The 26,465-nt window shown below is 72.8% G+C and carries 25 protein-coding genes and 1 pseudogene; 14 read left to right on the forward strand and 12 right to left on the reverse strand.

Translation table 11 applies throughout. The annotated features are described in order from the left end of the window. Positions 1–23: 23 nt before the first annotated feature. Positions 24–2,234, reverse strand: coding sequence for a tetratricopeptide repeat protein (locus tag AB0J55_RS20515; protein ID WP_364250424.1), 2,211 nt, complete (start codon positions 2,232–2,234; stop codon positions 24–26). A 125-nt stretch (positions 2,235–2,359) separates the two neighbouring features. Next, positions 2,360–2,932 carry a hypothetical protein gene (locus AB0J55_RS20520; RefSeq protein WP_364250427.1) on the reverse strand — a complete coding sequence of 191 codons (573 nt, stop codon included), beginning with the start codon at positions 2,930–2,932 and terminating at the stop codon, positions 2,360–2,362. 231 nt (positions 2,933–3,163) lie between these two features. Between AB0J55_RS20520 and AB0J55_RS20525 the strand changes: the two genes are divergently transcribed. Together AB0J55_RS20525 and AB0J55_RS20530 are read left to right on the forward strand one after the other, a co-directional pair. Beyond that, positions 3,164–3,529, forward strand: coding sequence for a MerR family transcriptional regulator (locus tag AB0J55_RS20525; RefSeq protein ID WP_364250430.1), 366 nt, complete (start codon positions 3,164–3,166; stop codon positions 3,527–3,529). A gap of 105 nt (positions 3,530–3,634) precedes the next feature. After that, positions 3,635–4,558 (forward strand): NADP-dependent oxidoreductase, encoded by a 924-nt coding sequence (locus tag AB0J55_RS20530; RefSeq protein ID WP_364250433.1) that lies wholly within the window; start codon positions 3,635–3,637, stop codon positions 4,556–4,558. A gap of 6 nt (positions 4,559–4,564) precedes the next feature. Here the strand turns inward: AB0J55_RS20530 and AB0J55_RS20535 are convergent, their stop codons facing one another. Both AB0J55_RS20535 and AB0J55_RS20540 read right to left on the reverse strand, forming a co-directional pair. After that, positions 4,565–4,777, reverse strand: a complete 213-nt coding sequence (locus AB0J55_RS20535; protein WP_364250436.1) for a hypothetical protein — start codon at positions 4,775–4,777, stop codon at positions 4,565–4,567. Positions 4,778–5,015: 238 nt separating this feature from the next. Beyond that, positions 5,016–5,603 carry a TetR/AcrR family transcriptional regulator gene (locus AB0J55_RS20540; RefSeq protein WP_364250439.1) on the reverse strand — a complete coding sequence of 196 codons (588 nt, stop codon included), beginning with the start codon at positions 5,601–5,603 and terminating at the stop codon, positions 5,016–5,018. A 65-nt stretch (positions 5,604–5,668) separates the two neighbouring features. On the opposite strand from AB0J55_RS20540, the gene AB0J55_RS20545 reads away from it, so the two are divergent. Continuing rightward, entirely contained in the window at positions 5,669–6,688 is a 1,020-nt protein-coding gene (locus AB0J55_RS20545; RefSeq protein WP_364250442.1) for an alcohol dehydrogenase catalytic domain-containing protein, read from the forward strand. 57 nt (positions 6,689–6,745) lie between these two features. On the opposite strand, the gene AB0J55_RS20550 is transcribed toward AB0J55_RS20545, so the two are convergent. The 3 genes from AB0J55_RS20550 to ligA form a co-directional block, all read right to left on the reverse strand. Then, complete coding sequence (locus AB0J55_RS20550) at positions 6,746–6,946, reverse strand: hypothetical protein (protein ID WP_364250445.1); 201 nt, start codon at positions 6,944–6,946, stop codon at positions 6,746–6,748. 143 nt (positions 6,947–7,089) lie between these two features. Then, positions 7,090–7,536, reverse strand: a complete 447-nt coding sequence (locus tag AB0J55_RS20555; protein ID WP_364250448.1) for a hypothetical protein — start codon at positions 7,534–7,536, stop codon at positions 7,090–7,092. 114 nt (positions 7,537–7,650) lie between these two features. Further along, complete coding sequence (gene ligA, locus AB0J55_RS20560; protein ID WP_364250451.1) at positions 7,651–9,642, reverse strand: NAD-dependent DNA ligase LigA; 1,992 nt, start codon at positions 9,640–9,642, stop codon at positions 7,651–7,653. A 90-nt stretch (positions 9,643–9,732) separates the two neighbouring features. Between ligA and AB0J55_RS20565 the strand changes: the two genes are divergently transcribed. From AB0J55_RS20565 to AB0J55_RS20600, 8 genes are all read left to right on the forward strand, one after another. Next, positions 9,733–10,572, forward strand: coding sequence for an LLM class F420-dependent oxidoreductase (locus AB0J55_RS20565; protein WP_364250454.1), 840 nt, complete (start codon positions 9,733–9,735; stop codon positions 10,570–10,572). Between the two features lie 246 nt (positions 10,573–10,818). Next, positions 10,819–11,187 (forward strand): roadblock/LC7 domain-containing protein, encoded by a 369-nt coding sequence (locus tag AB0J55_RS20570; protein ID WP_003082809.1) that lies wholly within the window; start codon positions 10,819–10,821, stop codon positions 11,185–11,187. A gap of 41 nt (positions 11,188–11,228) precedes the next feature. After that, positions 11,229–11,600, forward strand: coding sequence for a hypothetical protein (locus AB0J55_RS20575; RefSeq protein ID WP_364250793.1), 372 nt, complete (start codon positions 11,229–11,231; stop codon positions 11,598–11,600). A 17-nt stretch (positions 11,601–11,617) separates the two neighbouring features. After that, a complete protein-coding gene (locus AB0J55_RS20580) occupies positions 11,618–12,286 on the forward strand; it encodes a hypothetical protein (protein WP_364250457.1) in 669 nt (222 codons plus the stop codon). Between the two features lie 337 nt (positions 12,287–12,623). Next, positions 12,624–14,024 (forward strand): DHA2 family efflux MFS transporter permease subunit, encoded by a 1,401-nt coding sequence (locus AB0J55_RS20585; protein ID WP_364250460.1) that lies wholly within the window; start codon positions 12,624–12,626, stop codon positions 14,022–14,024. Between the two features lie 4 nt (positions 14,025–14,028). Beyond that, positions 14,029–14,820: an isocitrate lyase/phosphoenolpyruvate mutase family protein gene (locus tag AB0J55_RS20590; RefSeq protein ID WP_364250463.1), complete on the forward strand. Its 792-nt coding sequence runs from the start codon at positions 14,029–14,031 to the stop codon at positions 14,818–14,820. A gap of 201 nt (positions 14,821–15,021) precedes the next feature. Continuing rightward, positions 15,022–15,558 carry a maleylpyruvate isomerase family mycothiol-dependent enzyme gene (locus AB0J55_RS20595; protein WP_364250466.1) on the forward strand — a complete coding sequence of 179 codons (537 nt, stop codon included), beginning with the start codon at positions 15,022–15,024 and terminating at the stop codon, positions 15,556–15,558. A gap of 32 nt (positions 15,559–15,590) precedes the next feature. After that, complete coding sequence (locus AB0J55_RS20600) at positions 15,591–16,541, forward strand: RNA polymerase subunit sigma-70 (protein WP_364250469.1); 951 nt, start codon at positions 15,591–15,593, stop codon at positions 16,539–16,541. Here AB0J55_RS20600 and AB0J55_RS20605 read toward each other — a convergent pair. The 3 genes from AB0J55_RS20605 to AB0J55_RS20615 all read right to left on the reverse strand — a co-directional run bounded on the left by AB0J55_RS20605 (position 16,535) and on the right by AB0J55_RS20615 (position 18,751). Beyond that, the gene (locus tag AB0J55_RS20605; RefSeq protein ID WP_364250472.1) at positions 16,535–17,029 is read right to left on the reverse strand and encodes a hypothetical protein; all 495 of its coding nucleotides are present in this window, start codon (positions 17,027–17,029) and stop codon (positions 16,535–16,537) included. The two genes, AB0J55_RS20600 and AB0J55_RS20605, sit on opposite strands and share 7 nt — an antisense overlap. Before the next feature lie 9 nt (positions 17,030–17,038). After that, positions 17,039–17,680 (reverse strand): DedA family protein, encoded by a 642-nt coding sequence (locus AB0J55_RS20610; RefSeq protein WP_364250474.1) that lies wholly within the window; start codon positions 17,678–17,680, stop codon positions 17,039–17,041. Positions 17,681–17,818: 138 nt separating this feature from the next. Further along, a complete protein-coding gene (locus AB0J55_RS20615; RefSeq protein WP_364250476.1) occupies positions 17,819–18,751 on the reverse strand; it encodes a TerC family protein in 933 nt (310 codons plus the stop codon). Between the two features lie 185 nt (positions 18,752–18,936). Between AB0J55_RS20615 and AB0J55_RS20620 the strand changes: the two genes are divergently transcribed. Then, on the forward strand, positions 18,937–19,227 hold the full coding sequence (locus tag AB0J55_RS20620; protein WP_364250479.1) for a winged helix-turn-helix domain-containing protein: 291 nt from the start codon (positions 18,937–18,939) through the stop codon (positions 19,225–19,227). Between the two features lie 85 nt (positions 19,228–19,312). Here the strand turns inward: AB0J55_RS20620 and AB0J55_RS20625 are convergent, their stop codons facing one another. Then, entirely contained in the window at positions 19,313–20,944 is a 1,632-nt protein-coding gene (locus tag AB0J55_RS20625; RefSeq protein WP_364250482.1) for a glycoside hydrolase family 13 protein, read from the reverse strand. 122 nt (positions 20,945–21,066) lie between these two features. Here AB0J55_RS20625 and AB0J55_RS20630 point away from each other — a divergent pair. Both AB0J55_RS20630 and AB0J55_RS20635 read left to right on the forward strand, forming a co-directional pair. Next, a pseudogene (locus AB0J55_RS20630) lies at positions 21,067–21,597 on the forward strand (SET domain-containing protein-lysine N-methyltransferase); the annotation flags it as partial. A 2-nt stretch (positions 21,598–21,599) separates the two neighbouring features. Next, positions 21,600–25,769, forward strand: a complete 4,170-nt coding sequence (locus tag AB0J55_RS20635) for an amino acid adenylation domain-containing protein (RefSeq protein WP_364250484.1) — start codon at positions 21,600–21,602, stop codon at positions 25,767–25,769. Between the two features lie 36 nt (positions 25,770–25,805). On the opposite strand, the gene AB0J55_RS20640 is transcribed toward AB0J55_RS20635, so the two are convergent. Further along, positions 25,806–26,459 (reverse strand): DUF2278 family protein, encoded by a 654-nt coding sequence (locus AB0J55_RS20640; protein ID WP_364250487.1) that lies wholly within the window; start codon positions 26,457–26,459, stop codon positions 25,806–25,808. Positions 26,460–26,465 lie beyond the last annotated feature (6 nt).

Here is a 26,465-nt window from a genome sequence, read left to right on the forward strand (position 1 = left end):
CGCTCGCTGCCGGAGCGCGTCGTTCAATCCCGCGATCGTTCGTGCGTGAGCTCGGTCAGTTGCCTCCGGCAATCACGGGTGATCACGTGGTCCGGGCCGTACATGCGTTCGGCGTCGCGTACCATTTGCGAGCGGATTCCGATGGCCTCCCCGGTCCGGCCCGTGCGGTGGTACAGCTCGGCCAGGATCGAGTGCAGGTTCAGCGAATCGACCCGGATGCGGGTCTCCTCATCCACTCCGCTGACCGTCGTCTCGCAGAGGGCGATCGCTTCGTCGTATCGTCCGATGGTCGTCAGATTGCCGGCCAGATCGCAGACGACACTCAGGTAAGGCTCTTCTCCGGTTCCGCCCCAAGAAAGGTTCCAGTCCGCCAATATCGCTTCGTTTCGGGCAATCGCGTCCGTTGTCCGTCCCGCTGCCGCGTACTCGACCGCAACGGATTTCTTGATGTCGAGCATCAGGAAGCTTTCGGGGTGTACCCGAGCACACGCCGACTCGGCTGATTCAAGCAACTCCAGAGCCGCTGCGGCGTCGCCTGCCCGCCGGAATGCGGTGCCCAACCTGAGCTGGGCCATGAGGGTTCGCGGGTCATCGGCTCCCAAGAACGCCTTCCGGTGGTGCCAGGTCTGCAGCTCCAGCCGGAGGGCTTCCTCGAAGTTTCCGGCGAGCTGGTGGATGAACGCCAGTGTCACGCGCTGCAGAGCCACAATGATCGTGTCGAGGTGACCGTGTTCCGCGCACGCGGCGGCGAGAACCTCTTCCTGCAGGGCGATGGCTTCCTCGAACCGATGGGCCCTGGCCAGCGCCTGGGCGAATTCCGACCGGGGAGGCCGCCGGTGGTCGGGGTCGTTCCCGGACCGCTCCTGGTATTCGGGCATGACCTCGGCGTAGGCGGCCACCGCGCGGTCGTATTCGCCGGCAGCCAGGTGGTACTTCGCGATCCAGTGCCGAAGTCCGAGTAGCCGCGAAGCGTGTGCGTCGTCCAGGGGCAGCCGGTGCACGGCGTGGATCTGCTCGACGAGGTGTTCCGCCCACGCTCGTTCCGGAAGGCGGGGGCCGAGGCTGTGCTGGGTGAGGTCTTCCAACGCGCGCACGACCACCTCGACGACTGTCTGCCGCGAGGCCGCCTGCTGCAGACGATCACGCAGCACGCGACCGGTGACCCGGTGCATGAAGGCCAGTCCGCCATCTGTGCTCAGGGTGACGATCGACTCCTCGGCGAGCCGCCCGAGAACCGCGTCGGTCGCGGCCGCCGGTTCTTCGGGCAGGACCAGGTTCCCGGCGATTTCGTGGAGCAGTCGCCGGGCCGTTCCACCCGGCGACAACACGGCCAGAGCGGCAAGGAGGATTTCGGTCAACCCGGTTTCGTCGGCTTCCTCCGCAGCGCCCACGGACAGCAACACTGCCTGGGCGACGCCACGGGGGTAGGGGTCGCCGGGACGGGCCGGGAGGTAGCGGTCGAGGGGGAAGGTGCGCAGTCGCCGGACGCAGAGGTCATAGCCGATCCGTTGCCGGCGGATCAGGCCCGCGGCGAGGGCGAGAGCCAGCGGCAGCCGATCGAGCTCCTCGATCAGCCGGTGCGCGCCGTCGTCCGGTAGCTGCGTGCGTTCTCGCAGGTAAGCGAGACTCTCGCCCTCGTCGAACAGGCCCACCTCGACGGCGGTGCCGAAGTCCTCGAAGGCGTGGCTGGTCGTCGTGACCAGGACCTGGGCGCGGCCGTGGCGGGGCAGCCAGCGGTCGACGATCTCGGGGTCCACGGCGTTGTCGAAGACGATCAGCGACGGTTCTGTCAGGTCTTCCACCCACGCGCGGGCGGCCTCGGCGCCACTCGTGATGGTTTCGCCGGCCGCCCGCAGGCACAGCCGTTCGGCGAGCCGCTGCCACCCGAGGGCCACCCGGTCGTGGTCCTGGGCATCGATCCACACCACCGCCCGCCGGCGATCCGCGACCCTCATGCGGGTGTACGCGGCGGCGAGTTGGGTCTTCCCGATCCCCCGGGGACCGACGAGCACGCTGAGCCCGTCCGCCGCCAGCCGGCCGGCCAGAGCGGAGCGCGGCTGGAACGCCGCCGACCGGCGAGGGATCCGGCCCACCACGACGGGACCGCCGGCCGCCCGCGGCAATACGTGATGCTGATGCACGTGCACGTCACCGTGGATGTGCCCGGCCTGCACCACACCGGCGGCATGGCCGGCCACCTCGTTGTGCACCCCGCCCGGCGGTTCCCCGGTCATCGCGGGTAAGGCTCCGTGACCATGGGCCCAAGGTACTGCCGACGGCGCCGCCCGGTCCGAGCGAGCACGCCTCCGATGCTTGATCAGTTCGAACGCGCCTTGCGTGTGCCCGCGCTTTGCGAAGGTCAGGAACCACCGAGTTTCTTGCGCACCGCGCGCAGCAGGGCTTCCTCGTTGCGGATGCGGTCACGGTGCCCGGCGCCCACTCGCTGGCCTTGGTCGCCGACGGACGTCTCACCCATCGTCCCCTGCTCGCGGTTGCGAGCGGCGATGCTCTGCTCCAGTTCGTCGGCCACGAACTCCAGTTCCTCGCGCGTCCAGCTGTCCACAGCCCGCTTCCGCGCGGCATCGGTCTCCGGGATGCGGCCGCCCAGCTTGTGCTCGCCGCTGACCGGCCCGGTGTGATCACGCAGCGGTGGCTCGAACTCCCGCGAAACCGGAGGCCTTCGCGGCCGGCCCACCATGGCCATCGAGCCACCGCGCAAGCCGGCGACCAGCGCGGGGGTGATGGTCTCCACGGCCACCGGGACGAGCACGGCCGCCCCGCCGCTGCGCCCCAGCACCAGGCCGGCAGGCGGACGACCACCCCGGACCGGCGTGCCACGGCCGCCACCGATCCCGTGCGAGAGCAGCAGGATGATCGCGTCGATCTCGATCTCCGCCACCGCGGCGGCGAACGCGGCACCGGCGGCGTCCAATTCCTCCTCGGTATTGGCGTTGCGGGCCGCCGCGAAGTCCACTGCAGGCCGGCGCGGTACTGCTCGTCCAGCGACGGCGCGGCCACCACGGGATCCCGCTGGGCAACGAGACACTGCGGCCCCCCGGCGCCCATTCGTCGGCAACGACCGAAGGGGCGGACTTCCGGCCGACCGCGGCGGGACGACACTCCACGGACTTCCACCGGATCCGAGCGGGCGTATTTTCGAGGGATGAGGATCGGCGAGCTGTCCCGGCGCACTGGCGTGAGTGCGCGCTCTCTGCGGTACTACGAAGCACAGGGCCTGCTGACCAGCATTCGCTCCGAGGCCGGGCAGCGGCACTACTCCGACGCCGAGGTCCAGCGCGTGTCGCTCATCCGGCAGCTGTTCGCCGCGGGGCTGTCCAGCCGGGTGATCGCCATGGTGCTGCCGTGCGTGGAGATGCCCGCTGATGCGGGTGTCGTCGAGTTCGCGTTCGCGACGATGCAGCGTGAACGCGATCGGATCGACGCCGAGATCGCGCGCCTGGCCGAGACGCGGGATGCGCTCGACGTCCTGCTCGACGCCAACAGCCGGCACCGCGCGGAGCTCGCCTGACGCTGTGATCCGCGCCTCAGCCGGTTGCCCCTGACACCGGTGTGAGCGGTGACGATGGCCGCAACGCCCGGAATCGCCGGGCCGGTCGTCGGAAAGGCAGCGGAAATGGGACAGGCATGGGGTTTCGGCAGGCACGGCGGGCCGGAGGTGCAGGAGTTCTTCGACCGCCCCGATCCCGTTCCCGGGCGCGATGAGGTGCTGATCCGGGTCGAGGCCGCCGGGGTGAACCCGCTCGACCACCTGCTGCGCGCGGGTCTGGTCCCGGGGCTCGACGGCGGGCGGCCGTTCCCGCGGGTGCTGGGCATGGAAGCGGCGGGCACCGTTCTCGCCCTGGGGGAGGACGTCGACGGGCTCGAGGTGGGGGACGCGGTCTTCGGGTTCGCCCTCACCGGCGGCGGCACCTACGCCGAAACGACGGTGCTGTCCGCGCCGAACACCGCGCGCATCCCGGCGGGCCTGTCCGGGATCGTGGCCGCGACGCTGCCGATCGCCGGGACGACCGCGGTGGACGCGCTCGACCAGCTCGGCCTCCCGGCCGGGGCCACGATCCTGGTCAACGGGGTCGGCGGCGGCGTCGGCCTCGCCGTCGCCCGGCTGGCCGCGGCGCGCGAGCTGACGGTGATCGGCACCGGCAGCGCCGCCAAGCGCGAGCAGGCCGAGGCCGCCGGTGCGCGGTTCGTCGACTACACCGCCGGGGACGTCGCCGCCGCGGCCCGGGAGCTGGTTCCCGGGGGCTTCGACGGGATCGTCGACCTGGTCGGCGGCGCCTCGCTGCGCGCGGTGGCCCCGCTGGCGCGCGATCCCCGCACCGTCGTCGCCGTGGGCGACCAGTCCGTGTCGGAGGTCGGCGGCCGGTTCGTCGAGCGGCGCCTCGACCGGGCGAACCTGGAGCGCGCCGCCCGGCTGGCCCTCGACGGAGTCCTCGCCCCGGCGATCACCGCGGTCCACCCGTTGTCCGACGCTCCGGCTGCCCTCGCCACCGTCGAGAACGGGCACGCCGCCGGGAAGGTCGTCATCAAGGTGGCCTGACCGCGGTCAGCCGGTGATCGCGCCGAGGAGCTCTTCCGGCGTCTCGACCTGCGGCAGGTGGCCGGACCGGGGGAGCACGGTGAACCACGCCCCGGGGATGGCCGCGGTGTAGGCCTTGCCGTATTCGGTGCTGACGATCCCGTCGCTTTCGCCCCAGATTACGTGGACGGGCAGGTCGCCGAGCGTGCGGAAGCGGTCCAGCAAGGTCGGGTCGGGCATGGCCGGGCCGGTGTAGGAGAGCAGCGCCCGGACGTCCGGGCCCGGCCCGGTCCAGCCGGATCGGGCTGACCCGGCAGGCGGTGGAGGTCGGCGAGGACACCGACGTGCGTGACCTGGTGCGGCGGGAGTGGGGGGCCGCCCCCGCCGTGCAGGAGGAGGAAGGGCCGGGTGTGGTCGTGGTCTTCGACGGTGACGACACCGCCGGCCGCCGGCGTGCTGAGGATATACAAGCTGCTGATCAAGGCCGCCGGTCCGCGGTGAGCGCCGCCCGGATGGCGCGCTCGACGATGTCCTCGAGGGCCGCCGGGATGTCCCGGCCGGCGCTCAGGTAGCGGCGGACGGCTGCGTACGGCAGGTCGACGACGATGAGCAGGATCTCCGCCGTCGCCCGCCCGGTCGCCGCCTTCAGGCCGGTCACCAGGCGGCGGATGTGCTGGTCCCAGCGGGCCTGGTCGGCCTCGCGCGCGTCCCGGCTTTCCGCGGGCCACGCGGCGGGCTCGAAGGAGCCGAGGCCGGTCAGCAGCACCCGGGCGTCGGCCGGGTGGTCGCGGCACCAGGACACGGTCCGGCGCCCGAGCGCGACCGCCGCGGCCACCGGCTCGTCGTCGAAGAGCGGGTACAGCTCGGCGTGAAAGCCCTGCACCGCCCGGTTCCAGACGGCGGCCAGCAGGGCCGCGCGATTGGGGAACCGGTGGTAGACGGAGCCGCTGGACACCGCGGCTTCCCGGATCACGCCGGCGATGGTGATCGCGTCGGCGCTGCCCGCGGCGAGCAGCCGGGCTGCCGCGTCGAGGATCGCCGACGTGTCGTGCACGAGCCGTGGCATGGGTTGACGATACCGAACGTGCCTTCTAGAGTCCGACCTCTAGAGAGCCTCGTCCAAGGAGCGCCATGCAGAGCCTCGTCGTCACCGGTCCCCGCGGCCTGGAATGGCAAGACCGGCCGGCGCCCCGCCTCTCCGCGCCCGGCGACGCGCTCGTGCGGCCGATCGCCTCGTCGGCGTGCGATCTCGACCGGCGGCTCGTGGTGTCGCCGGCGCCGTTCGAAGTCCCGTTCGCCCTCGGCCACGAGGCGGTCGGCGAGATCGTCGACCTCGACGGCGACGACTCACCGCTGCACGTGGGCCAGCGGGTGGTCATTCCCTGGCACGTCAGCTGCGGCACGTGCGAGAACTGCCGTCGCGACCTGCCGGGCGCCTGCGTTTCGGTGCCGCGCCTGGCGTCCTACGGCACGAGCATCGGCGGCGGCTGGGGCGGGCTGTTCGACGAGCTGGTGCGCGTCCCGTGGGCGGCGTACAGCCTCACGCCGCTGCCGCCGGCCGTCGATCCGGTCCTCGGCGCCTCCGCTTCCGACAACCTGACCGACGCCTTCCAGGCCGTCCGGCCGACCCTCGACGCCCGGCCCGGCGCCGCAGTGCTCGTGGTCGGCGGAACGGCCAGCCTCGGGCTGCTGACCGTCCTGAGCGCCGTCGCGCTGGGGGCGGGCAGCGTCACCTACCTCGACGTCGACGAAGCCCGCTGCGCCAAGGCCGCCGCCGCGGGCGCGGCCGTCACTGTCGCCGACACCTACCCCGACCGCCTCGACGGCTCTTTCGACCTGGTCGTGGACGCCTCGGCCGCGAGCGCGGGCTTCCGGTGCGCCCTGCTGTCGACCCGCCCGGGCGGCACGTGCGTGATCCGGTCCGTCTACTTCGGAGAGCCGCGGCTGCCGTACTTTTCCTTGTACGGCACGGGGATCACCCTGGTCGTCGGGCCGCCCCACGCCAGTCCGCACGTTCCCGACGTGCTGAAGCTCGTCGACGACGGGACCCTCGACCCGGCGCCGGTCCTGGCCGGCCCGTTCGGTTACGAGGATGCGGTCGAGGTGCTGCTGGACCCGCCGCCGGGCAAGCCGGTCTTCACCCGCCCGTGAACGGCGCGGCGGTCATGATCCGAGCGAAGCCCGCAGTTTCTCGCACAGCCGGCGCCGTCAGCAGATCGGCCGGCGGGCCGGCCTTCTCCAATCCACCAGCTCGTGCGCCAGGCGTTCCGCGCCCGCGCGCAGCGCTTCGACGCGGCGCACGGTGAACGCGTGTGCCAGCAGCCGCCGCAGGCGCGTGTGGTTCGGCGGGTCGAGATCGGTCAGGATCGCGCCCATCCGCTGCGGACCCAGCCGTGGCGTGTCCCGCACGGCCGCCTGCGCGAGGCTGAACCGCGGGTCGCCGAGCGCGACGCGGACGTCGTCGTACCGCGTGAGCAGGCTTCGTCGCCGTACGGGAGTTTCACGCGAGCCAGCGGCTCCTCGTCGCGCAGCCGGCCGTAGACCCGCCGCGATCAGCTCTTACACGGACCGAAGTACCGGCATTCGATCAGCGCCCGCGGGTCGAGCGCGCGCGCCCGGGGCTCCAGGATGTCGAGCAGGGACGTGATCTCCGCCAGGTCCACCGTTCCGTCGGCGGTCAGGGCGAAGAACCGCTCCTGCGTGTCGTGCTCGGGGCAGCCGCTGCCGCGCAGGTTGCCCGCCGGGGTCACGCTGAAGACCTCTTCGCCCTCGTCGCCGAACGTGAAGTAGCACTGCAGCCGCACCGGGGTGGTGTCCTCGACCTCGTTGATCGCCTGACCGCCGTAGGTCGCGGGGTAGTGCCAGCCCGCGTGGACGTCGTCGGCGAACCAGGCCTCGGCCGGGTCGCTGTCGCCGTCGAGGTGCCAGCCCCGGGCCGTGAGGAACTCGTGCACGCGGAGCTGGCGGGTGCGCGCCCGGTCGGTCGGCGGCGTGGTCATCGTGCATCCCTTCGAGCGAGGCTGGTTACCCGCCTTGCAGTGTGGCCCGCGCCGGGTTTCCACGACCGGGTGACCCGCGTCCGTGGACAGGGACAGGGACTGGGACAGCGCGGGCTACACGATGCCCGCCGCGATCAGCTGTTGCCAGATCTCGCCCTGGTCGACCACCTCGACGCCGTGTTTTTCGGCCTTCGTCAGCTTGCTCGCCCCCACGTCGGCGCCGGTGACGAGCAGGTCGGTGCTCGCCGAGACCGACGTCGCCGTGGTCGCGCCCGCCTTCTCGCAGAGCCGCTGGAACGTCGGGCGGGGGACCTTCTCACCCGAACGGGGGTCACTGATCGAGCCGGTGACCACCACCGTCTTGCCCGCCAGCGGCGCGCCGGCCGCGACGACCGGCGGGAGGTCCTCCTCGCGCACGTCCAGGGAAACGCCGGCCTCCCGCAGGCGTTCGAGCTCGGGCCGCAGCCGGGTGAGGTGCTCGATCAGCGACGCCGCCACCTTCGGCCCGATGTCCTCCACCGCCACCAGCCCGTCGACCCCCGCCTCCGCGACGTCCTCCAGCGAGCCGAACCCGGCCCGGCACAGGCGGGCGGCCGTGCCCTCGGACGCCATCGGGATCGCCAGCCCGATCAGCGCCCGGCGCAGGCCGACCGACCGGCTCGCGTCGATCGACTCGATCATCCGGGTGGCCGAGACCTCGCCGATGCGGTCGAACTCGAGCAGCTTCTCCTTCGTCAGCCCGTAGAAGTCCGACGGGTGCTCCAGGATCCCGGCCTCGGCCAGCCGTTCGATCCACACGCCGCCGATGGCGTCGATGTCGGCCGCCGCCCGCGACGCCCAGTGGATCAGCCGCCGCACGGTCTGGGCCGGGCAGGACACGTTGGTGCAGAACAGTTCCCGGCTGTTGCCCTGTTCGGTCAAGGGCTGCCCGCACGACGGGCACGCGTCCGGCGGGACGATCTCCCGCTCGGCGCCGGTGCGCTTCGAGGCGTCGAGCACCCCGGCGACGAAGGGGATCACGTCACCGGCCCGGCGGACCAGCACGGTGTCGCCGATCCTGATGCCGCGGGCGCGGATCACCTCCTGGTTGGCCAGCGTCGCGCGGGTGACCGTGGTGCCGCCCACGAACACCGGTTCCAGCCAGGCGACCGGGGCGATCTTGCCCGTCTTGCCGACGTCCCAGACCACGTCGGCGAGCACGGTGGTCTTTTCCTCGGCGGCGAACTTGAACGCCAGCGCCCCGCGCGGCGAGCTCGACCGGGTGCCGGCCGCCGCGTAGGCGTCCCGGCTCGCCAGCCGCAGCACGGCGCCGTCGAGGTCGTAGTCCAGGTCGTTGCGCTGCCGCTCGATTTCGCCGATGACGCTCTGCGCCGCGGCCGCGTCGGCGCAGCGGCGCATGTCGGCCGCGGTGAAGCCGAGCGTGTGCAGCGCGCTGCCGAGGTCGGTCTCCGCGCTGTCGGGTTCGGTGTGCAGGTCGAAGGCGAAGAAGCGCAGCCGCCGCTCGGCCACGGTCGCCGGGTCCTTCGCGCGCAGCGTGCCCGCGGCGGCGTTGCGCGGGTTGATCAGCGGCTTGTCCGGGTGCGCGGTGTTGTAGGCGGCGAAGGTCGAGCGCAGCATGACGGCCTCGCCGCGCACCTCGACGCGGCCCGGCGCCTCGACCTGTTCCGGGATCCCGTCGGTCAGGGCGCGCACGAGCACGGTGACGTCGTCGCCGGTCGTGCCGTCGCCGCGGGTGACCGCCCTGGCCAGCCGCCCGTTTTCGTAGACGACGGCCAGCGACAGCCCGTCGAGCTTCGGCATGACCACCACCGGCTGGCCCGGGAAGCGGTCGAAGAACGCCTCGACCTGCTCGGGCTTGGTCGCCTTCTCCAGGGACAGCATCGGGCGCGAGTGCCGGATCGGCGCGTGCAGCACCGCGGGGGCGCCGACCTGGTCGAGCGGGTTCGGGTCCGGGGTGAGCTCCGGGTGCGCCCCGATCAGGCTCCGCAGCTCGTCCTCGATCGCGTCGTACTCCGCGTCGGCCACCAACGGCGACCCGCGGTAGTAGGCGTCGCGCAGCACCGTGATGCGGTCGGCGAGGTCCCGGATGCGTTCCTGAGCGTTCACGCTCCAGGACGTTACCGGGCACCACCGACAAAAACCTCCGGGGCAGGTGAGCAGGCATTCTGGAGGAACTCCAGGGTTACGCTGAAGATCATGCGATTCGCCATCAAGACCTCACCGCAGAACACCGCATGGGCGGACATGCTCGCCGTCTGGCAGGCCGCGGACGAAATCGAGCTGTTCGAGTCGGGCTGGACGTTCGACCACTTCTACCCCATCTTCTCCGATTCGACCGGTCCCTGCCTGGAAGGCTGGGTGACGCTCACGGCGCTCGCCCAGGCGACGAAGCGGCTCCGGCTGGGCACGCTGGTCAGCGGCATCCACTACCGCCACCCGGCGCTGCTGGCCAACATGGCGGCCACCCTCGACATCGTCTCCGGCGGCCGGCTCGAGATCGGCGTCGGCGCCGGCTGGAACGAAGAGGAGTCCGGTGCGTACGGCATGCAGCTCGGTTCGGTCAAGGAGCGCAGCGACCGGTTCGAGGAAGCGTGCGAGGTCCTGGTCGGCCTGCTGACGCAGGAGACCACGACGTTCCGGGGCGAGCACTACCAGCTGACCGACGCCCGGTGCGAGCCGAAGGGCGTGCAGCGGCCGCACCCGCCGATCTGCATCGGCGGCAGCGGCGAGAAGCGCACCCTGCGCACGACCGCGAAGTACGCCCAGCACTGGAACTTCGTCGGCGGCACCCCGGAGGAGTTCACCCGCAAGCGTGAGGTGCTGCACCGCCACTGCGCGGACGTCGGCCGCGACCCGGCCGAGATCACGCTGTCCTCGCACGTCCGGCTGGGACCGGACCTCGACTACGCGAAGGTCGCCGCGGAGGCGGAGGCCCTCGGTGCGGTGGGCCTCGACCTGGCCATCGTCTACCTGCCGCCGCCGCACACCCCGGCCGTGCTGGAGCCACTGGCGAAGGCGCTGGCGCCGCTGCGCTGAACCGTCCGGCCCCGGGCTCCCGCCCGGGGCCGGCCCGTTTCCGGACTATTGTGAGCCGCCGATCGGCCGAATGTCCGGCGGAAATGATCGACGTTTGTCAATTTCTTTCTGTTACAGTGCCCGAATCGTTTCACTCGATCGAGTGAAACGGCGGGGTGGTACTCGCACGCGGATTGGCGCGCAGTAATGACGGCGGTAGGGTCGCCGCACTCGTCTTCCGCAATTCCGGAGCAGAAAGAAAAAGTCTTGGACTTCGAAGCACTGGCCGGCGAGCTGCGTACCCTGCGGGAAAGCGTCGCCGGGGTGACCGACACGGTGCTGGCCGCGGTCGACGGCATTCCGATCATCGCCGACGCGGCCGACGACATCGATCCGGCGAAGATCTCCGCGCTCGCCGCGGCCGATCTCGGGATCGCCCGGCAGGCGGCCGAAATCACCGGCAAGGGCACGCTGCACCAGACCGTCGTGTTCGGCAGCGAAGGGTACATGGCCGTCTACGCCATCGGGCGGCTCGCGCTGATGGTCGTGCTGGGGGACAAGGGTCTGAACGTCGGGCGGCTGCTTTTCGAATCGCGGCCCGTCATCGAGCGGATCGGTTCGATCCTGGCCGCGTAGCACGCCGGTCACTCGTTTCACGGAAAGGATGCAGCATGATGATGAACATCGACACGGCACTCAAGGAAGCCATGTCGATCAGCGGCGCCGTCGGCGTGGCGCTGGTCGACTACGAAAGCGGGATGTCGCTCGGCACCAGCGGGGGCGGCGAATGGCTGGACCTGGAGGTCGCGGCGGCCGGGAACACCGAGGTCGTGCGGTCGAAACTGCGGGTGATGTCCTCGCTGGCGCTCAACGACACCATCGAGGACATCCTGATCACCCTGCACCGCCAGTACCACCTGATCCGGCTGATGAACTCGGTCGGCACGCGGAGCTCGCTGTTCCTGTACCTGGTGCTGGACCGCGACCGGGCGAACCTGGCGCTGGCCCGGCACTACCTCAAGCGGATCGAAGCGGATCTCCAGGTGTAGCCCGGGAAGGGGAGGCGATGACCGGAGGCGGCTCCCGCGCCGCACTCGTCATCGGCTCGGCGTTCGTGCACGACCTCGGTTCCCTGTTCCCCGTGACGATGAACCTCGCCGGCGACGAGCTGACGTTCACGTTCGTGTCCTCCTGCCCGTCGCCCGACGCCGTCGGGGAGTGGGTGCGGCTGCGGTCGGGCACCGTCGTGGCCGGCCGGGTGCCGCGCTTCTTCGTCGACGCGAACGGGCGGCGGATCCGCGTCGAGCTCGCCGGATCGGCGGTCCGGGCCCTGGTGGTGCTCGCGGACGAGGTGACGGCCGCGCCGTCGCCGGTCCCGCGGCTCGGCCGCTGGCAGGACCAGATGCCCTGCCGCGTGCGGGGCGCGATGGACGAACTCGCGCGGATGCTGTCGCGCTGCCACCACCACGCCGGCGGCGCCGCGCCCCTGATCGACCTGCAACTGACCTACCGGCCGGACCGCGACTACGAGACCCGGATCGCGGGCGCGCACGAGCGGGTGCAGGCGTTCATCGCGCCGGTCCGCCCGGTGCTCGCGATGCGCTGGCGATCGGCGACTTCGGCGCAGCGCAAGGCATTCCTCACCGAGGTGCGGGACGGCTCGCCGCCCCGCGGGTGGCTGCGCCGCCGCACGGTCACCCGGATCATGGGAATGGAGGTGGAGGTGTCGCTCTGAGCCGGGGGAGCTGCGCCGGCATGCCATCGCGGCCGGCGGCCGGATCGTGGCCGAGCTCCTGCAGGGCGCCCTCGGCCCGCTGGTCCGGACGCTCAGCGGCGGGCTGATCATCGGCGGCGCGGTCGCCTACGCCGCGGATCCTCCGCAAAGCGGGCGCGGTCCACCAGTTCCGCCACGCCCGGCTGCAGGACCACCTGGCCAGCACGGCCGCGGTGCCGGTGGAGCCCGCGGCCGTGGGAACTGAAGTCCGCCCGCACCGATTCCTCCGGGGCCCGCGCGGTGTCTACGTCTTCGGAAGCGGCACACCGCCGAGCACCGGAGGCAGGGGAGTACGACAGTGGGCACCAGGACTTCACCCGCGCGGGCCGTGCAGGGGACGCAGCGAAGATGGGTGCTGGCCATCACCGCGGTCGCCTCGCTGCTGGTCGTCCTCGACGCGCTGGCCGTGGCGACCGCGCTGACCGCGATCAGAAGCGACCTCGGCGCGTCGGCCGCCGAGCTCGAGTGGACGGTCAACGCCTACGGCCTGAGCTTCGCGGTCCTGCTGATGACGTCGGCGGCAGCCGGCGACCGCTGGGGCCGGCGCCGGGTCTTCGCGGCCGGCGTGACCGTGTTCGCGGGGGCGTCGCTGCTCTGCGCCCTCGCCCCGGACGCCGGGACGCTGATCGCCGGCCGGGTGCTGCAGGGCGCCGGGGCCGCGTTCGTGATGCCGCTCGCGCTCGCCCTGCTCGGAGCGGCGTTCCCGCCGGCGGAGCGGCCGAAGGCCCTCGGCGTCTTCGCGAGCGTCAGCGGGGTGGCCGTGCCGCTCGGGCCGCTGTTCGGCGGGGCCGTCGTCGAAGGCATCTCGTGGCCATGGATCTTCTGGATCAACGTCCCGGTGGGGATCGCGCTCGTCTTCTTCGCCCTGACCCGGATCGAGGAGAGCCGCGGCCCGGATCCGGCGATCGACGTCCCCGGGCTGGTGCTGGCGGGGGCCGGTTCGTTCGGGGTCGTGTGGGGCCTGGCGCAGGGCCCCACGGCGGGCTGGACCAGCGTCGCGGTGGCCGGGCCGCTCGTGGCGGGCTTGGTGGCGTTCGGGGCGTTCGCCGCCTGGCAGCGGCGGGCCGCGCACCCGATGCTGCCGCTGCACCTGTTCCGCTCGCGGCGGTTCGCCGCCGGCAACGCCGTGATCTTCTTCCACTGGGCGTCCGCGCTCGGCTCGGTGTTCTTCATGGCGCAGTTCCTGCAGGAGGGGCTCGGGTACCGGCCGCTGGCCGCCGGGCTCGCGCTGGCGCCGTGGGGACTGACGACCGCGGTGGTCCCGCAGGTGGCGGGCCGGCTGGCCGGCCGGTTCGGCGAGCGCCCGTTCATCGTCGCCGGGCTCGGGCTGCACGCACTGGCCATGCTCTGGATCGCCCTGGTCGCCGGCCCCGCGATCGGCTACTGGGCCATCGCGGCGCCGCTGGTGCTGTCCGGCACCGGGATCGCGATGTGCCTGCCCGCCGCGCAGAGCGCGGTGCTGACATCGGTCGCACCGCGGTTCCTCGGCAAGGCGTCCGGTGCGTTCAGCGCGATGCGGCAGCTCGGCGGCGCGTTCGGGGTGGCGGTCCTGGTGGCCGGGTTTTCGCTGACGGGCAGCTACGCGTCGCCCGGCGCGTTCACCCGCGGGTTCACCACGGCCGTCGTGGTCAGTGCCGTCCTCGCCGCCGCGGGGGCGCTGGCCGGTTGTCTCATCCCGCGGCGCGAACCGGAGGAGTAGGACCATGCCGGAGTTGAAGACCCACGCCGAACTGCTGCGCTCGCTGCACCGCGGGAAGCTGCTCGTGCTGCCGAACGCCTGGGACGAGGCCAGCGCGGAACTGGTCGTCGAGGCCGGGTTCCCGGTCGTGGCGACGTCGAGTGTCGCGGTGGCGGAGGCGCTCGGCCACCAGGACGGCGAAAAGGCGCCGTGGCGCGAGATGTTCGCGGCCGTCGCGCGGATCGCCCGCGCGGTGCCGGTGCCGGTGACCGTGGACGCCGAGGCGGGCTACGGCCTGGAGCCGGCGCAGCTGGTGGCCGAACTGCTCGAAGCCGGTGCGGCCGGCTGCAACCTCGAGGACACCGATCACCGGGCGGGCGGCCTCGCGGAGGTGGCCGCGCAGGCGGACCGGCTGGCCGGGGTGCGCGCGGCCGCCGACGCGGCGGGCGTCCCGCTGGTCGTCAACGCGCGCATCGACGTCTTCCTGCCGCCGAGCGGGATCCCGGAGCCGGACCGGACGGCGGAGACGATCCGCCGCGGGCAGCGCTACCGCGCGGCCGGCGCGGACTGCGTGTACCCGATCGGGGTGTCGAGCGCCGAGGTCCTGGGGCGGGTGGTCGAGGGGGTGCCCGGGGCGGTCAACGGGAACACCGGGCCGGAACTGGACCTGGACACCCTGGCGTCGCTGGGGGTCGCCAGGGTGTCCTTCGGGCCGCGGTTCTACCGCGGGGGTTTGGCCGCGATGCGCGGGGCGCTCGAGGAACTGCGGGTCGCGGCGGGGAAGGTGGGGCGGGGTGCCGGTGTTTCGCGTGGATGACGAGGTGCTCCCTGCCGCCTTGGGGCATGCGGTTGTGGTGGGGCGGGTGCCGGTGCGTTTGGTGGATGAGGAGGTGCTTGCTGCCGCCTCAGGTCATGCGGTTGCGGTGGGGCGGGGTGGCGGTGTTTCGCGTGGATGAGGGGGTGCTTGCTGCCGCCTCAGGTCGTGCGGTTGTGGTGGGGTTGGTGGGGCGGGGTGCCGGTGCGTTCCGTCGATGAGGAGGTGCTCGCCGCCGCCCTCGACCATGCGGTTGCGGCCGCGGGCGAGGCCGAGCTCGGGTGTCCGTCGGGCTGTGCCGGCTGGACCGTCGCCGAAGTTCTCGCTCACCTCACGCAGTCCCTCCGCTGCGTCGCCGGTTCGCTGGCCTCCGGCGTCGTTGCGGTGCCCGCCGCGCGGGCGTCGGGGCGCGAGCTCGGCCGGGCGGCCGTCGCGCTTGCCGCCGCCGCGCGCGATCTGCGGGGCCGGCGCGCGGTCGCCGTCGACGGGCTGGCGCTGCCGTGCCGGCAGCTGATCGTCGTTGCCGCGGTCGAGGCCGTCGTGCACGGCTGGGATGCCGTTCCCACCCGGCCGATCCCCGGTGACCTGGCCGCCCGGCTGCTCGCCGAACTGCCCTCCGTGCTCACCCGCCGCGAGGGGCTGTTCGCCGCGCCCGTCGTCCTGCCGGCGGGCCGCCCGGCGGCCGAGCGCCTGCTCGCGGCCCTCGGGCGCGACCCCTCGCTGCGCGATTGTCCCCGTTGACCGACGATGTCCCCGACGAACAGGGAGTGTGTGTGTCTTCCGAAGCGATCCCCCGCACCGAGCGGCTGCAGGCCGAATTCGGTTCGCTCCGCCCGGCGCTGGTCGCGCACTGTTACCGGATGACCGGGTCCTACCAGGACGCCGAAGACGCCGTCCAGGAAACCTGGCTCAAGGCCGTGCGGGGCGTGGCCGCGTTCGAGGAGCGGTCGTCGTTCAAGACGTGGCTCTACCGGATCGCGACCAACACCTGCCTGACCGAGCTGAACCACCGCAGCCGGCGCGTGCTCCCCGCCGGGCTGGGCGCGCCGTCGGACGATCCCGGCGCGCGGGTCTTCGCCGACGACTCGGTCGCGTGGCTCGGGCCGCTGCCCGACGCGGTGCTCGGCGACCCGGGCGAGGTCGTCGTGCGGCGGGAGTCGGTCCGGCTGGCGCTGGTCGCGGCGCTGCAGCACCTGCCGGCCCGGCAGCGGGCGGCGTTCCTGCTGCGCGAGGTGCTCTCGTGGCCGGCCACCGAGATCGCGGACACCCTCGGCGTCAGCGTCCCCGCGGTCAAGAGCCTGCTGCAGCGGGCCCGCGTCCGGCTCGACGAGCTGGACCTGGACGACCGGCCGCCCCCGGGCCCCGAGCCCGAGCGGGCGCTGCTCGACCGCTACATCGCGGCGTTCGAGGCCGAGGACACCGCGGCCCTGCGCGCGGTCATCCACGACGACTTCAGCCTCGAAGCCGTCCCGCACCCGGTGTGGTTCAAGGGCGTGAACGTGTGCCTGCCGTTCCTGGAGCGGGCGTTCTCGGCCCCGGGTGGTGCCGCCCGGCTGCTGCCGACCCGCGCGAACGGCCAGCCGGCCGCGGGCAGCTACCGCCCGGGAGGCGCCGACGGGCTGTGGGTGTTCACGGTCACCGGCGGCCGGTTCTCGCGGGCGGTGAAGTTCCACGACCCCGGGCTCGTCACGGCGGCCGGCCTGCCGGCCCGGCTCGGTCAGTGAGCGAGCAGCTTCACCGCCACCACGGTGAGCGCGATCGCCATCTCGACGACGAACAGCAGCAGCTTCACCGGCCACCGGACGGCGGTCCGCCGCGTCGCGACCAGGACCAGCGCGGCGATGGTGAGCACCAGGGACAGGGTGGCGATCCACAGCGCGGTGTCGAGCGGCAGCCAGCCGAGCGCCGCGGCACCGACGCTGAGGATCGGCAGCAGGGCGGTCTCCAGGACGTGCCCGGCCGCGGCGGTGATGTGGCGGAGGTCGTGCCCGCGCGGGAAGTGGCCATGCGTGATCCGGTGCGCGCTGACGTCGGCGAACGCGCCGGCCAGGCACAGGGCGCCCATCGCGGCGGCGATGTCGGCGACGGCCTCCCCGGCGGACGTGCTGTCCGCGTAGTTCAGCAGCAGCAGGACGGTGGAGAGGCCCACCAGGGTGGCGTACACGCGTTCCCGCAGGGCGGACACGGCTCCCGCGGCCCGGGCATCGGTCATGCCCCGACCTTACGGCTTGCGCGCGCGGAGCCGCCGGACCACGAACAGCCCGGCGGCGACGGCGATCCCCGCCACGACGAAGTACTGGAAGGCCGACGCGTACCGCTCGATCCGCGGCCAGTGTTCGCCGAGCAGGTAGCCGGCGCCGACGAACCCGGTGTTCCAGACCAGGCTGCCGGCGGTGGTGAAGAGCAGGAACCGTCCGAACGGCATCGCTTCGACCCCGGCGGGGATCGAGACGAAGCTCCGGAACAGCGGGATCATGCGCCCGAGGAAGACGGCTTTGCCGCCGTGCCGCGCGAACCAGGCGGCGGTCCGGTCGAAGTCGGCGGTATCGACCAGGGGCAGCCGGCTCACCCAACGCCGGGTGCGGTCGTGCCCGAGCCGGCGGCCGAGCAGGTAGACGACGACGGCGCCGGCGACGGAGCCGAAGGTGGTCCAGAAGATCGCGGAGCCGAGCCCGAAAGCCCCCCGCCCGGCGGCGAAGCCGGCGAGGGGGAGGACGAGTTCGCTGGGCAGCGGCGGGAAGAGGTTGTCGAGCCCGACGACGAGAGCGGCTCCGGGGCCGCCGAGGGATTCCATGAGCCCGACGGCCCAGCCGGCCACTCCGGTGAGTTCACCGGTGGCGGGTGAGGCGGGGGCTGCGGTCATGGTGGCCTTCCCGGGGCGAGTTCGGTGCAGTGGCGGGTGGGGCCCGGCAGAGTTCGCCCGGCCGGGCCGTCACTGTCCTCTAAGGACTTTCCGCCGTCACGCCGCAGCCGGTGAGCAGGACGGCCACCGCCGGCATCTTCATCGGACTTCCTTTCGGGGAACCGCGGTACGCGTCCGGAGCAGGCTGGCGCCGATCGCCGTCGCGAGGATTGCCGCGACCACGCCCAGCGACAGGGCCGTCGGGATCTTCCAGACGTCCAGCAGCAGCATCTTCACGCCCACCCAGACCAGCACCAGGGCCAGCCCGAGCTTGAGGTACACGAACCGGTGCATGACATCGGCGAGGAGGAAGTACATCGCCCGCAGGCCCAGTACCGCGAACGCGTTCGACGTGAACACGAGGAACGGTTCCTGCGTCACCGCGAAGATCGCCGGGATCGAGTCGACCGCGAAGACCACGTCGGTGACCTCGATCAGCACCAGCACCGCGAGCAGCGGGGTCGCCACCCAGCGGCCGCCCTGGCGGACGAGGAACCGGCCGCCGTGGTCGCCGTCGGTCGACGGGACCAGGCGGCGGAACAGCCGCAGCACCGGGTTCCTGCCGTAGTCGACCGTTTCGTCGCGGTGGAAGGCCATCCGGATGCCGGTGAGGACCAGGAACGCGCCGAACACGTAGAGGATCCAGGCGAAGCCGGCGATCAGCACCGAGCCCGCCGCGATGAACACCGCGCGGAACACCAGCGCGCCGACGACACCGTAGAACAGGATGCGGTGCTGGTACTCGCGGGGCACCGCGAAGTAGCCGAAGATGATCGCGAACACGAAGACGTTGTCGACGGCCAGGGACTTCTCGATGACGTAGCCGGCGAAGTACTGGCCCGCGAACTCCGCGCCCCAGACCCACCAGACCACGGCACCGAAGGCGAGGCCCAGCGCCACCCACACCCCGGACCAGGCGAGCGCCTCGCGGACGCCGACGACGGAGGTCTTCCGGTGGGCGGCCAGGTCGATGGCGAGCATGGCCAGGATGACGCCGAGCACGGCGGCCCAGGCCCACAGCGGGACGGTCACGACACACTCCTCCGGTTCGGTGACGAACCGGAGGTCTCCCCGGTCACCCGAGGGTGACGCCGGCACCGGGCTGCACACGGGCAGCCGGACTGACGATGCCGGACCGGGCGGGTACTCCCCTCCGCTGCCTCCAGAATGACGAACTCCACTTCGTCTGTCAAGTTCGGACGTCTACTGTGGCCGGTATGGCTTCGTGGACCTTCCTCAGCAACCACGCGCACGTCCTGCTGTGCGTGGCCGCGGATCCGGACCGGACACTGCACGACATCGCCGCGCGGGTGGGGATCACCGAACGCGGCGTGCAGCTCATCCTCGCCGACCTCATCGCGGAGGGCTACCTCGAACGCGAGCGCGTCGGGCGGCGCAACCACTACAAGATCCACCCGGAAGGCCGGCTGCGGCACCCCCTGGAAGCCCACCGCCGGGTGGCCGACCTCGTTGCGGCGCTGGGCTTGGCGCCTGCTCCCGGCGCCTGACTGCGGTCGCCCGTCCCGCGGGAAGCGCTTTCTCAAGGCCGGGCGCCGCCGCACGGGCCCGGACGGCGGCTTCCCGATCGCCGGCCTAGGACCGGGCCGGCGCCAGCCAGGCCGCGGTGTCCGCGGACACCACACCCGGTTCGCTGCTGTGCAGCACGACCGAACCCCACTCCGCGGGCGGGGTGAAGTCCGTGGCCCCGGTGTTGAGCACGCACACCAGCTCGCCGCGCCGGAACGCGAGCACCGTGTCCTCGCCCGTCCCGAGCCACTCCACCGCACCGGGGCCGCCGAGGCCGAGCTCCCGCCGGGCCCGGATCGCGCGGCGGTACAGGCCCAGCGTCGACGTCTCGTCCTGGACGTCCGCCGCGTAGCCGGCGAACCACTCCGGCTGGGGCAGCCACGGGGTGCCCGTGCTGAAGCCGAACGCCGGGGCGGCCGCCGACCAGGGCAGCGGGACCCGGCAGCCGTCGCGGCCCTTCTCCCGGCCGCCGCTGCGGTGGAACACCGGGTCCTGGCGGGCGTCGTCCGGCAGGTCGAGCACCTCGGGCAGGCCGAGCTCCTCGCCCTGGTACAGGAACACCGAGCCGGGCAGGGCCAGCAGCAGGAGCAGCGCGGCCCGGGCGCGCCGCTCGCCCAGCTTGGCGTCGACCTCGCCGCGGGGGCGCATCAGCGCGGCGAACGCGTCGTTGCTCTCCGGCGCGGGCTCGGGGCGGACGATGCCGTACCGCGTGACCGCCCGGTGCACGTCGTGGTTGGCCAGCGTCCACGCCGCCGGCGCGCCGTGCACTGCGGTCCGGGCCACGGCGCGCTCGACGGCGCCGCGCAGCGCCCCGGCGTCCCACGGCTGGACGAGCAGGTCAAAGGAGAACGCCTGGTGCAGCTCGTCCGGGCGCAGGTAGTCGTCGAGGTCGCCCGGGTCGGGCACCCACACCTCGCCGACCAGCAGCAGGTCGCGCTCGTAGCCCTCGGCCAGCGCTCGCCAGCGGCGGAAGATCCCGTGCACCTCCGGCTGGTTCCAGCTGTGGGCGTTGTAGCCGCCGCCGTCCCAGTCGCGCAGGGCCGCGTCCTTGATCAGCCCGTGGCAGACGTCGATCCGGAACCCGTCGACGCCGCGGTCGAACCAGAACCGCAGCACGTCGTCGAACTCGGCCAGGACCTCGGGGTTGCGCCAGTCGAAGTCCGGCTGCTCGCGGGCGAACAGGTGCAGGTACCACTGGCCGGGCGTGCCGTCGGGCTCGGTGACGCGGGTCCAGGCCGGCCCGCCGAACACCGACCGCCAGTTGTTGGGCGGCGCGTCGCCCCGGCCGTCGCGGAAGACGAACCGCGCGCGCTCGGGGGAGCCGGGGCCGGCGGCGAGGGCCGCGGCGAACCAGGGGTGCCGGTCCGAGCAGTGGTTCGGGACCAGGTCCATCAGGATCCGCAGCCCGCGGGCGTGCGCCTCGGCGACCAGGCGGTCGAACGTCGCGAGGCTGCCGTACTCGGGGTTGACGCCGCGGTAGTCGGCGATGTCGTAGCCGTGGTCGGCCTGCGGCGAGGGGTAGCAGGGGTTGAGCCAGATCGCGTCGGCGCCGAGCCCGGCGATGTGGTCCAGCCGCCGGATCACCCCGCCGAGGTCGCCGACGCCGTCGCCGTCGCTGTCGGCGAAGGAGCGGACGTAGAGCTGGTAGACGACCGCGTCGTCCCAGAACGAGGGGGTACGGGAGGAAGTCGCAGACACCCCGCGATCCTCGCACGCGGCCGGCGGCCGGGCCGCGGCTACCAGAGCGTCGTTGAGAAGATCCTGAGAGCGGGCCGGGTGGGGGAGCTGAACTCTCCGGGCGCGGCCGACGTGGCCTCCGGTGTTCGGGTCAACTTCCCAGGAGGTCACGGATGGCTGAGGACACGCGACGGGCAGCCGTCGTCCGCAACGACCGCGAGTACCGGCTGGTCACCAACCAGGCGGTGCCCGCCCGCGCGCTGCTGTTCACCCTCGAAGGCGACGTGACGGCCACACCGACGCGCTACACCGTCCAGCTCGACGCGGACCACCACGTCGACATGCCCGCCGGGTGCCCGCTGGAAGAGGTCCTCGACCGGTACTACTGGCGGTTCATGAACCACGCCTGCGAGCCGACGGCGGTGATCCGCGGCCGGTCGGTGCTGAGCCTGCGGCCGATCCCCGCCTGGTCGGAGATCACCTTCCACTACGCCAGCACCGAGTACGACATGGCCGAGCCGTTCTCCTGCCGGTGCGGGGCGGCCGGCTGCGACGGGACGATCCGGGGCTTCCGCCACCTGCCGCCGGAACGCCGCGAAAGCCTCCGCGAGCTGCTCTCGCCGTACCTGCTCGCCGTGCTGGACGGCCGGATCGCCGAACCCGCCGGGGTGTGACGGTGAGCCGAGCGCCCCAGCCGCACGACGCCGGCCCCGCCCTGCTGCACCACTTCTTCGAGGAGTCGGCCCGGCGGTGGCCGGACGCGGTCGCCGTGGACGTCCCGCCTTCGGGCGGGCGGCCGCGGCGGACCGCCACCTACCGCGACCTGCACCGCCGTTCCGCGACCGTGGCGCGCGCGGTGCACCGGGCCGTCCGGCGCCCGGGGATCGTCGCGATCCTGCTGTCCCGCACCACCGAAGACCTCTACCTCGCCCAGCTCGGCGTGCTCCGGGCCGGATCGGCCTACGTCTGCGTCGATCCGTCCTTCCCGGACGAACAGCTCGGGCACATCCTCGCCGACGCCGCGCCCGCGCTGCTGATCACCGACCGCGCCGGGCACGAGCGGGCCGCCCGGGCCGGGTACACCGGCGCGGTGCAGCGCGTCGACGGCACCGCCGAGCCCGCGGCGCAGCCGGTCATCGCCCCGGCGGCGCCGGCCGGGCTGGCCTACGTCATCTACACCTCGGGAACCACCGGGAAGCCGAAGGGCGTGCTCGTCGGGCACCAGGGCGTGGTCAACCTGATCCGCTCCGACGTCGCCGAGTTCGGCCTCGGCCCCGGCGACCGGGTGGCCCAGGGCTCCTCGCCCGCCTACGACTCCTCCGTGGAGGAAGCCTGGATGGCGTGGGCGTGCGGGGCCACCGCCGTGGTGATGGACGACGAGACCGCCCGCCTCGGCCCCGACCTCGTGCCGTGGCTGCGCGACGAACGGATCACCGTGCTCTGCCCGCCCCCGACGCTGCTGCGCGCGGCCGCGTGCGAAGACCCCCGGCGCGAACTGCCGCAGCTGCGGCTGCTCTACGTCGGCGGGGAGGCGCTGCCCGCCGACGTCGCCGAGCGCTGGGCCCCCGGCCGCCGGATGGTCAACGGCTACGGGCCGACCGAATGCACGGTGACGTGCCTGCGCGCGGACGTCGAACCGGGGAAGCCGGTCGCGATCGGCCGTCCGGTGCCCGGCATGCGGGCGCTGGTGCTCGACGACCGGCTCGAACCGGTCGCGCCCGGCGAGAAGGGCGAGCTGTGCATGACCGGCGCGGGGCTGGCGCTGGGCTACCACGGCAAGCCGGAGCTGACCGCCGAGAAGTTCCCGCACCACCCGCGGCTGGGCCGGCTCTACCGCACCGGTGACCTCGTGTCCGCCGCGCCGGACGGCACGCTCTTCTACCACGGCCGGATCGACTCCCAGGTCAAGCTGCGCGGCTACCGGATCGAGCTGGAGGCGATCGAGGCGTCGCTCGCGCGCCACCCCGGCGTGCGCGAGGCCGCCTGCCGGGTCCAGGGCGAAGGTGCGGGCCAGGTGATCGCCGCGCACCTCGTGCCCGCCGGCCCGGGCGGGATGCCGGATCCCGCGGAGCTCAAGGAACACCTGCGCAAAGCGCTGCCCGCGTACATGATCCCCGCGGTCTTCGGGGCCGCGGAAACGCTGCCGCGCAGCGCCGGCGGCAAGCTGCGCCGCACCGACCTGCCGGTGCTCGCCACCGCCCGGCGGCACGCGGCCAGGACCTCCGGCAGCGAGCTCGAGGAGTTCATCGCCGGCGCGCTGGGTGAGGTGTTCGAGACGACGGACGTCGGCGTCGACGACGACTTCTTCGACGACCTGGGCGGCAGCTCGCTGCAGGCCGCGATGCTCATCTCGAAGCTGCGCGGCAACCCGCTCACCGAGGGCATCGCGGTCCGGGACGTCTACGGCGCCCGCACGGTGTCCGGGCTGGCGAAACTCGCCGCGCCGGTCACCCACGACGAAATCGACGCGGTCGCGGCGCCCGCGCGCAGCGCCGTCGCGATCACGATCGCGCAGGCCGCCTGGCTGCTGGCCGAGCTGGCGATCGCCGCGCCGATCGGCTGGTTCGCCGCGTTCGTCGTGCTGCCCTGGCTCTCCGAGCGGATCGGGCTGGTCCCGCTGATCGTCCTGGCCCCGGTGGCGCTGCTGGTGGCCGGCTTCGGCTGGACGCCGGTGGCGGTGTTCTTCGCCGTCCGGGCGAAACGGCTGCTCATCGGCAGGTTCGAACCGATGCGGGTGCCGGTGTGGAGCGGGTTCCACCTGCGGCTGTGGATCGTGCGGCACCTGCTGCGGTTCGTGCCGTGGGGGACGATCGCCGGGACCGAGTTCCAGAACATGGCGCTGCGCGCGCTCGGCGCCCGCATCGGGCAGCGGGTGCACATCCACCGCGGGGTCGACCTCGTGCAGGGCGGCTGGGACCTGCTCGACATCGGTGACGACGCCACCATCGGCCAGGACGCCTCGCTGGGCACGGTCCAGCTGGCCGAGGGGCACCTCACGATCGGCCGGATCACCGTGGCCGGCGGGGCCACGGTGGACGTCCGCGCGGGCATGTCACCGAACACCCGGCTCGGCCGCGGCGCCTGGCTGACCGCGCTGTCGTCGCTGCCGTCCGGCACCGCCGTGCCCGACGGCCGCCGCTGGGACGGCGTCCCCGCGCACGACGCCGGACCCGCGCCCCGGGCGCCGGTCCCGGTGGTCTCGGGCAGCCTGCTTTCGCCGTTCGCCCACGGCCTGGCGACCGTCGCGGCCCGCGCGGCGTTCGGCTGGCTGTTCGCCCTGCCGTTCTCGGCCGTCATGGTCGCGCTGGTGCTGGCCTTCGGCATCACCTACCCGGACGTGCTGGCGGCCTTCACGCAGCCGTGGGCGCACGGGCAGTTCATGGCCGTGTTCGCGCTGTCGGCGTGCCTTTCGCTGCTGGCCGGCGTGTGGCTGGAGGCGATCAGCGCGCGGCTGCTCGGCCGGGTCGAGGAGGGCGTGATCAGCCGGTGGAGCCTCGGCTACATCCGGGTGGCGCTCAAGACCGGGCTGGTCACCACGGCCGGGAACTGGCTGTCCGGCGGGCTGTTCTGGCCGGTGTGGCTGCGCTGGGCCGGGATGCGGGTGGGGCGCGGCTGCGAGATCAGCACGATCATCGACGTCGTCCCGGAGCTGGTCGAGATCGGGCCGGACACGTTCTTCGCCGACGGCATCTACCTCGGTGGTCCCCGCATCCAGCAGGGCACGGTCACGCTGGCCCGGGTGCGCCTCGGGCACGACACGTTCCTCGGCAACCACGCGGTCGTCGCGGGCGGGCAGCGGTTGCCGCCGGACATCCTGATCGGCGTCTGCACGGTGGCCGACGACCGCATCATGCTGCCTGGCACGTCGTGGTTCGGCCATGCGCCGATCCTGTTGCCGCGCCGGGAAATCGTCGAAACGGATCGCAGCCTGACGCACGACCCGTCGTTCGCCAGGGTGGTCACCCGGGTGTTCTGGGAGTGGCTGCGCTTCGCGCTCCCGGTCGTGCCGCTGGCCGTGCTGACGGCGTGGTTCGTGATGACCGCCTACGCGGCGAAGGTGCTGCCACTGGCCGCGTTCGTGTTCCCGGGGGCGGCGCTGGTGGCGGTGCTGACGGCGATCCTGCCTTGCCTGATCGTGCTGGCCCTCAAGTGGGGCCTGCTCGGCCGGGTCAAACCGGGCGTGCACCCGCTGTGGTCGTGCTGGTGCAGCCGCTGGGACTTCCTGTACGTGGCCTGGGGTGTCATCGCGAGCGGGGTGCTGTCCGCGCTGGAGGGCACCCTGATGCTGCCGTTGTACCTGCGCCGCACGGGCATGCGCATCGGCAAGCGGGTGGTCCTCGGCGAGGGTTTCGCCCAGGTCGTCGACCCCGACATGCTGCACTTCGGCGACGGCGCGACGGTGAGCGCGATGTTCCAGGCCCACACGTTCGAGGACCGCGTCCTCAAGATCGACCACGTGTACGTCGGCGCGCATTCGACGCTGTCCCACGGCACGGTTCCGTTGTACGGCGCGGAAATCGGCGAGCACGCGTATGTGGCACCGCACAGCGTGATCATGAAGCAGGAGCGGTTGCTGCCGCGGCTGCGGTACGCGGGCGTGCCGACGAAGGAGCAGAAGGCGCCGTCACCGCGGACGAACCCGGAGCTGCGGACCTACCCGTTCCGGGCCGGCCGTCCCCCGGTGGCGCCGGCCCCGCCGACGCAGCCGTTCCTCCGTTTCGAGCGCACGTTCACAGTGCCGGGCGAGCAGCCGGGGCGACACCGGCGGGTGGCCGCGCCGGCCGCCGGGCCGATGCGGCCGGAGCTTCCCCACGGCCGGAGGGGAGACCAGCTGCCGAGCACCTGAGGGCGAACCGGACCGGCCGCCGGAGGAGGCGGCGGTTCAGGCCGGCAGGCCGTGGTCGTCGGTCGTCAGCACCTGCGTCTTGAACTTCGTCAGGAACGCGGTGAGCTCACCGGCCGCCGACTCGATGACGGTGCCGCCGTCCTGCCAGATGCCGTCGAGGTGCTGGAACTGCCCCGGCGGGTCGCCCTGGTTGTAGTGGATGTCGTGGACGCCGAGGCCGTGGCTGTAGGGCGCGCCGAACACGTGCACCCGCCGGCAGCCCGTCAGCCGCTGCTCCAGCAGGTTCAGCGCGTTGTCCGCGGTGCTTTCGACCCAGCCGAACCGGGGCGAGCGCAGGATCGCGTTGACCATCGTCGCGAGCGGGCTCGCGACCAGCGTCAGGCAGCCCCGGCCGCGCAGCAGCGGCGACCGCAGGTAGTCGAGCGCGCCGGAAGCCGCGTCGCGGGCCAGCGGGTGCCAGCCCGGGCCGAGGCCGGAGACGGCGGCGAACAGGCTCGCGTCGAGATGGCGGACCTCGCGGTACTGCACCGGAACACCGCTCGGTGTCGACACGTCGACCGCGCACTCGTACTCGCCCTGCGGGGCCTGCACGGTGAGCTTGCCGTGATACCAGGACCCGAAGTCGTTGGGGTCCTCTCGCGTGAACGAAACCAGCGTGCCGATCAGGACGCCGTAGCCGGGCAGCGGCATCGGGTT

Source organism: Amycolatopsis sp. NPDC049688 (assembly GCF_040674975.1).
Classification (GTDB): Bacteria; Actinomycetota; Actinomycetes; order Mycobacteriales; family Pseudonocardiaceae; genus Amycolatopsis.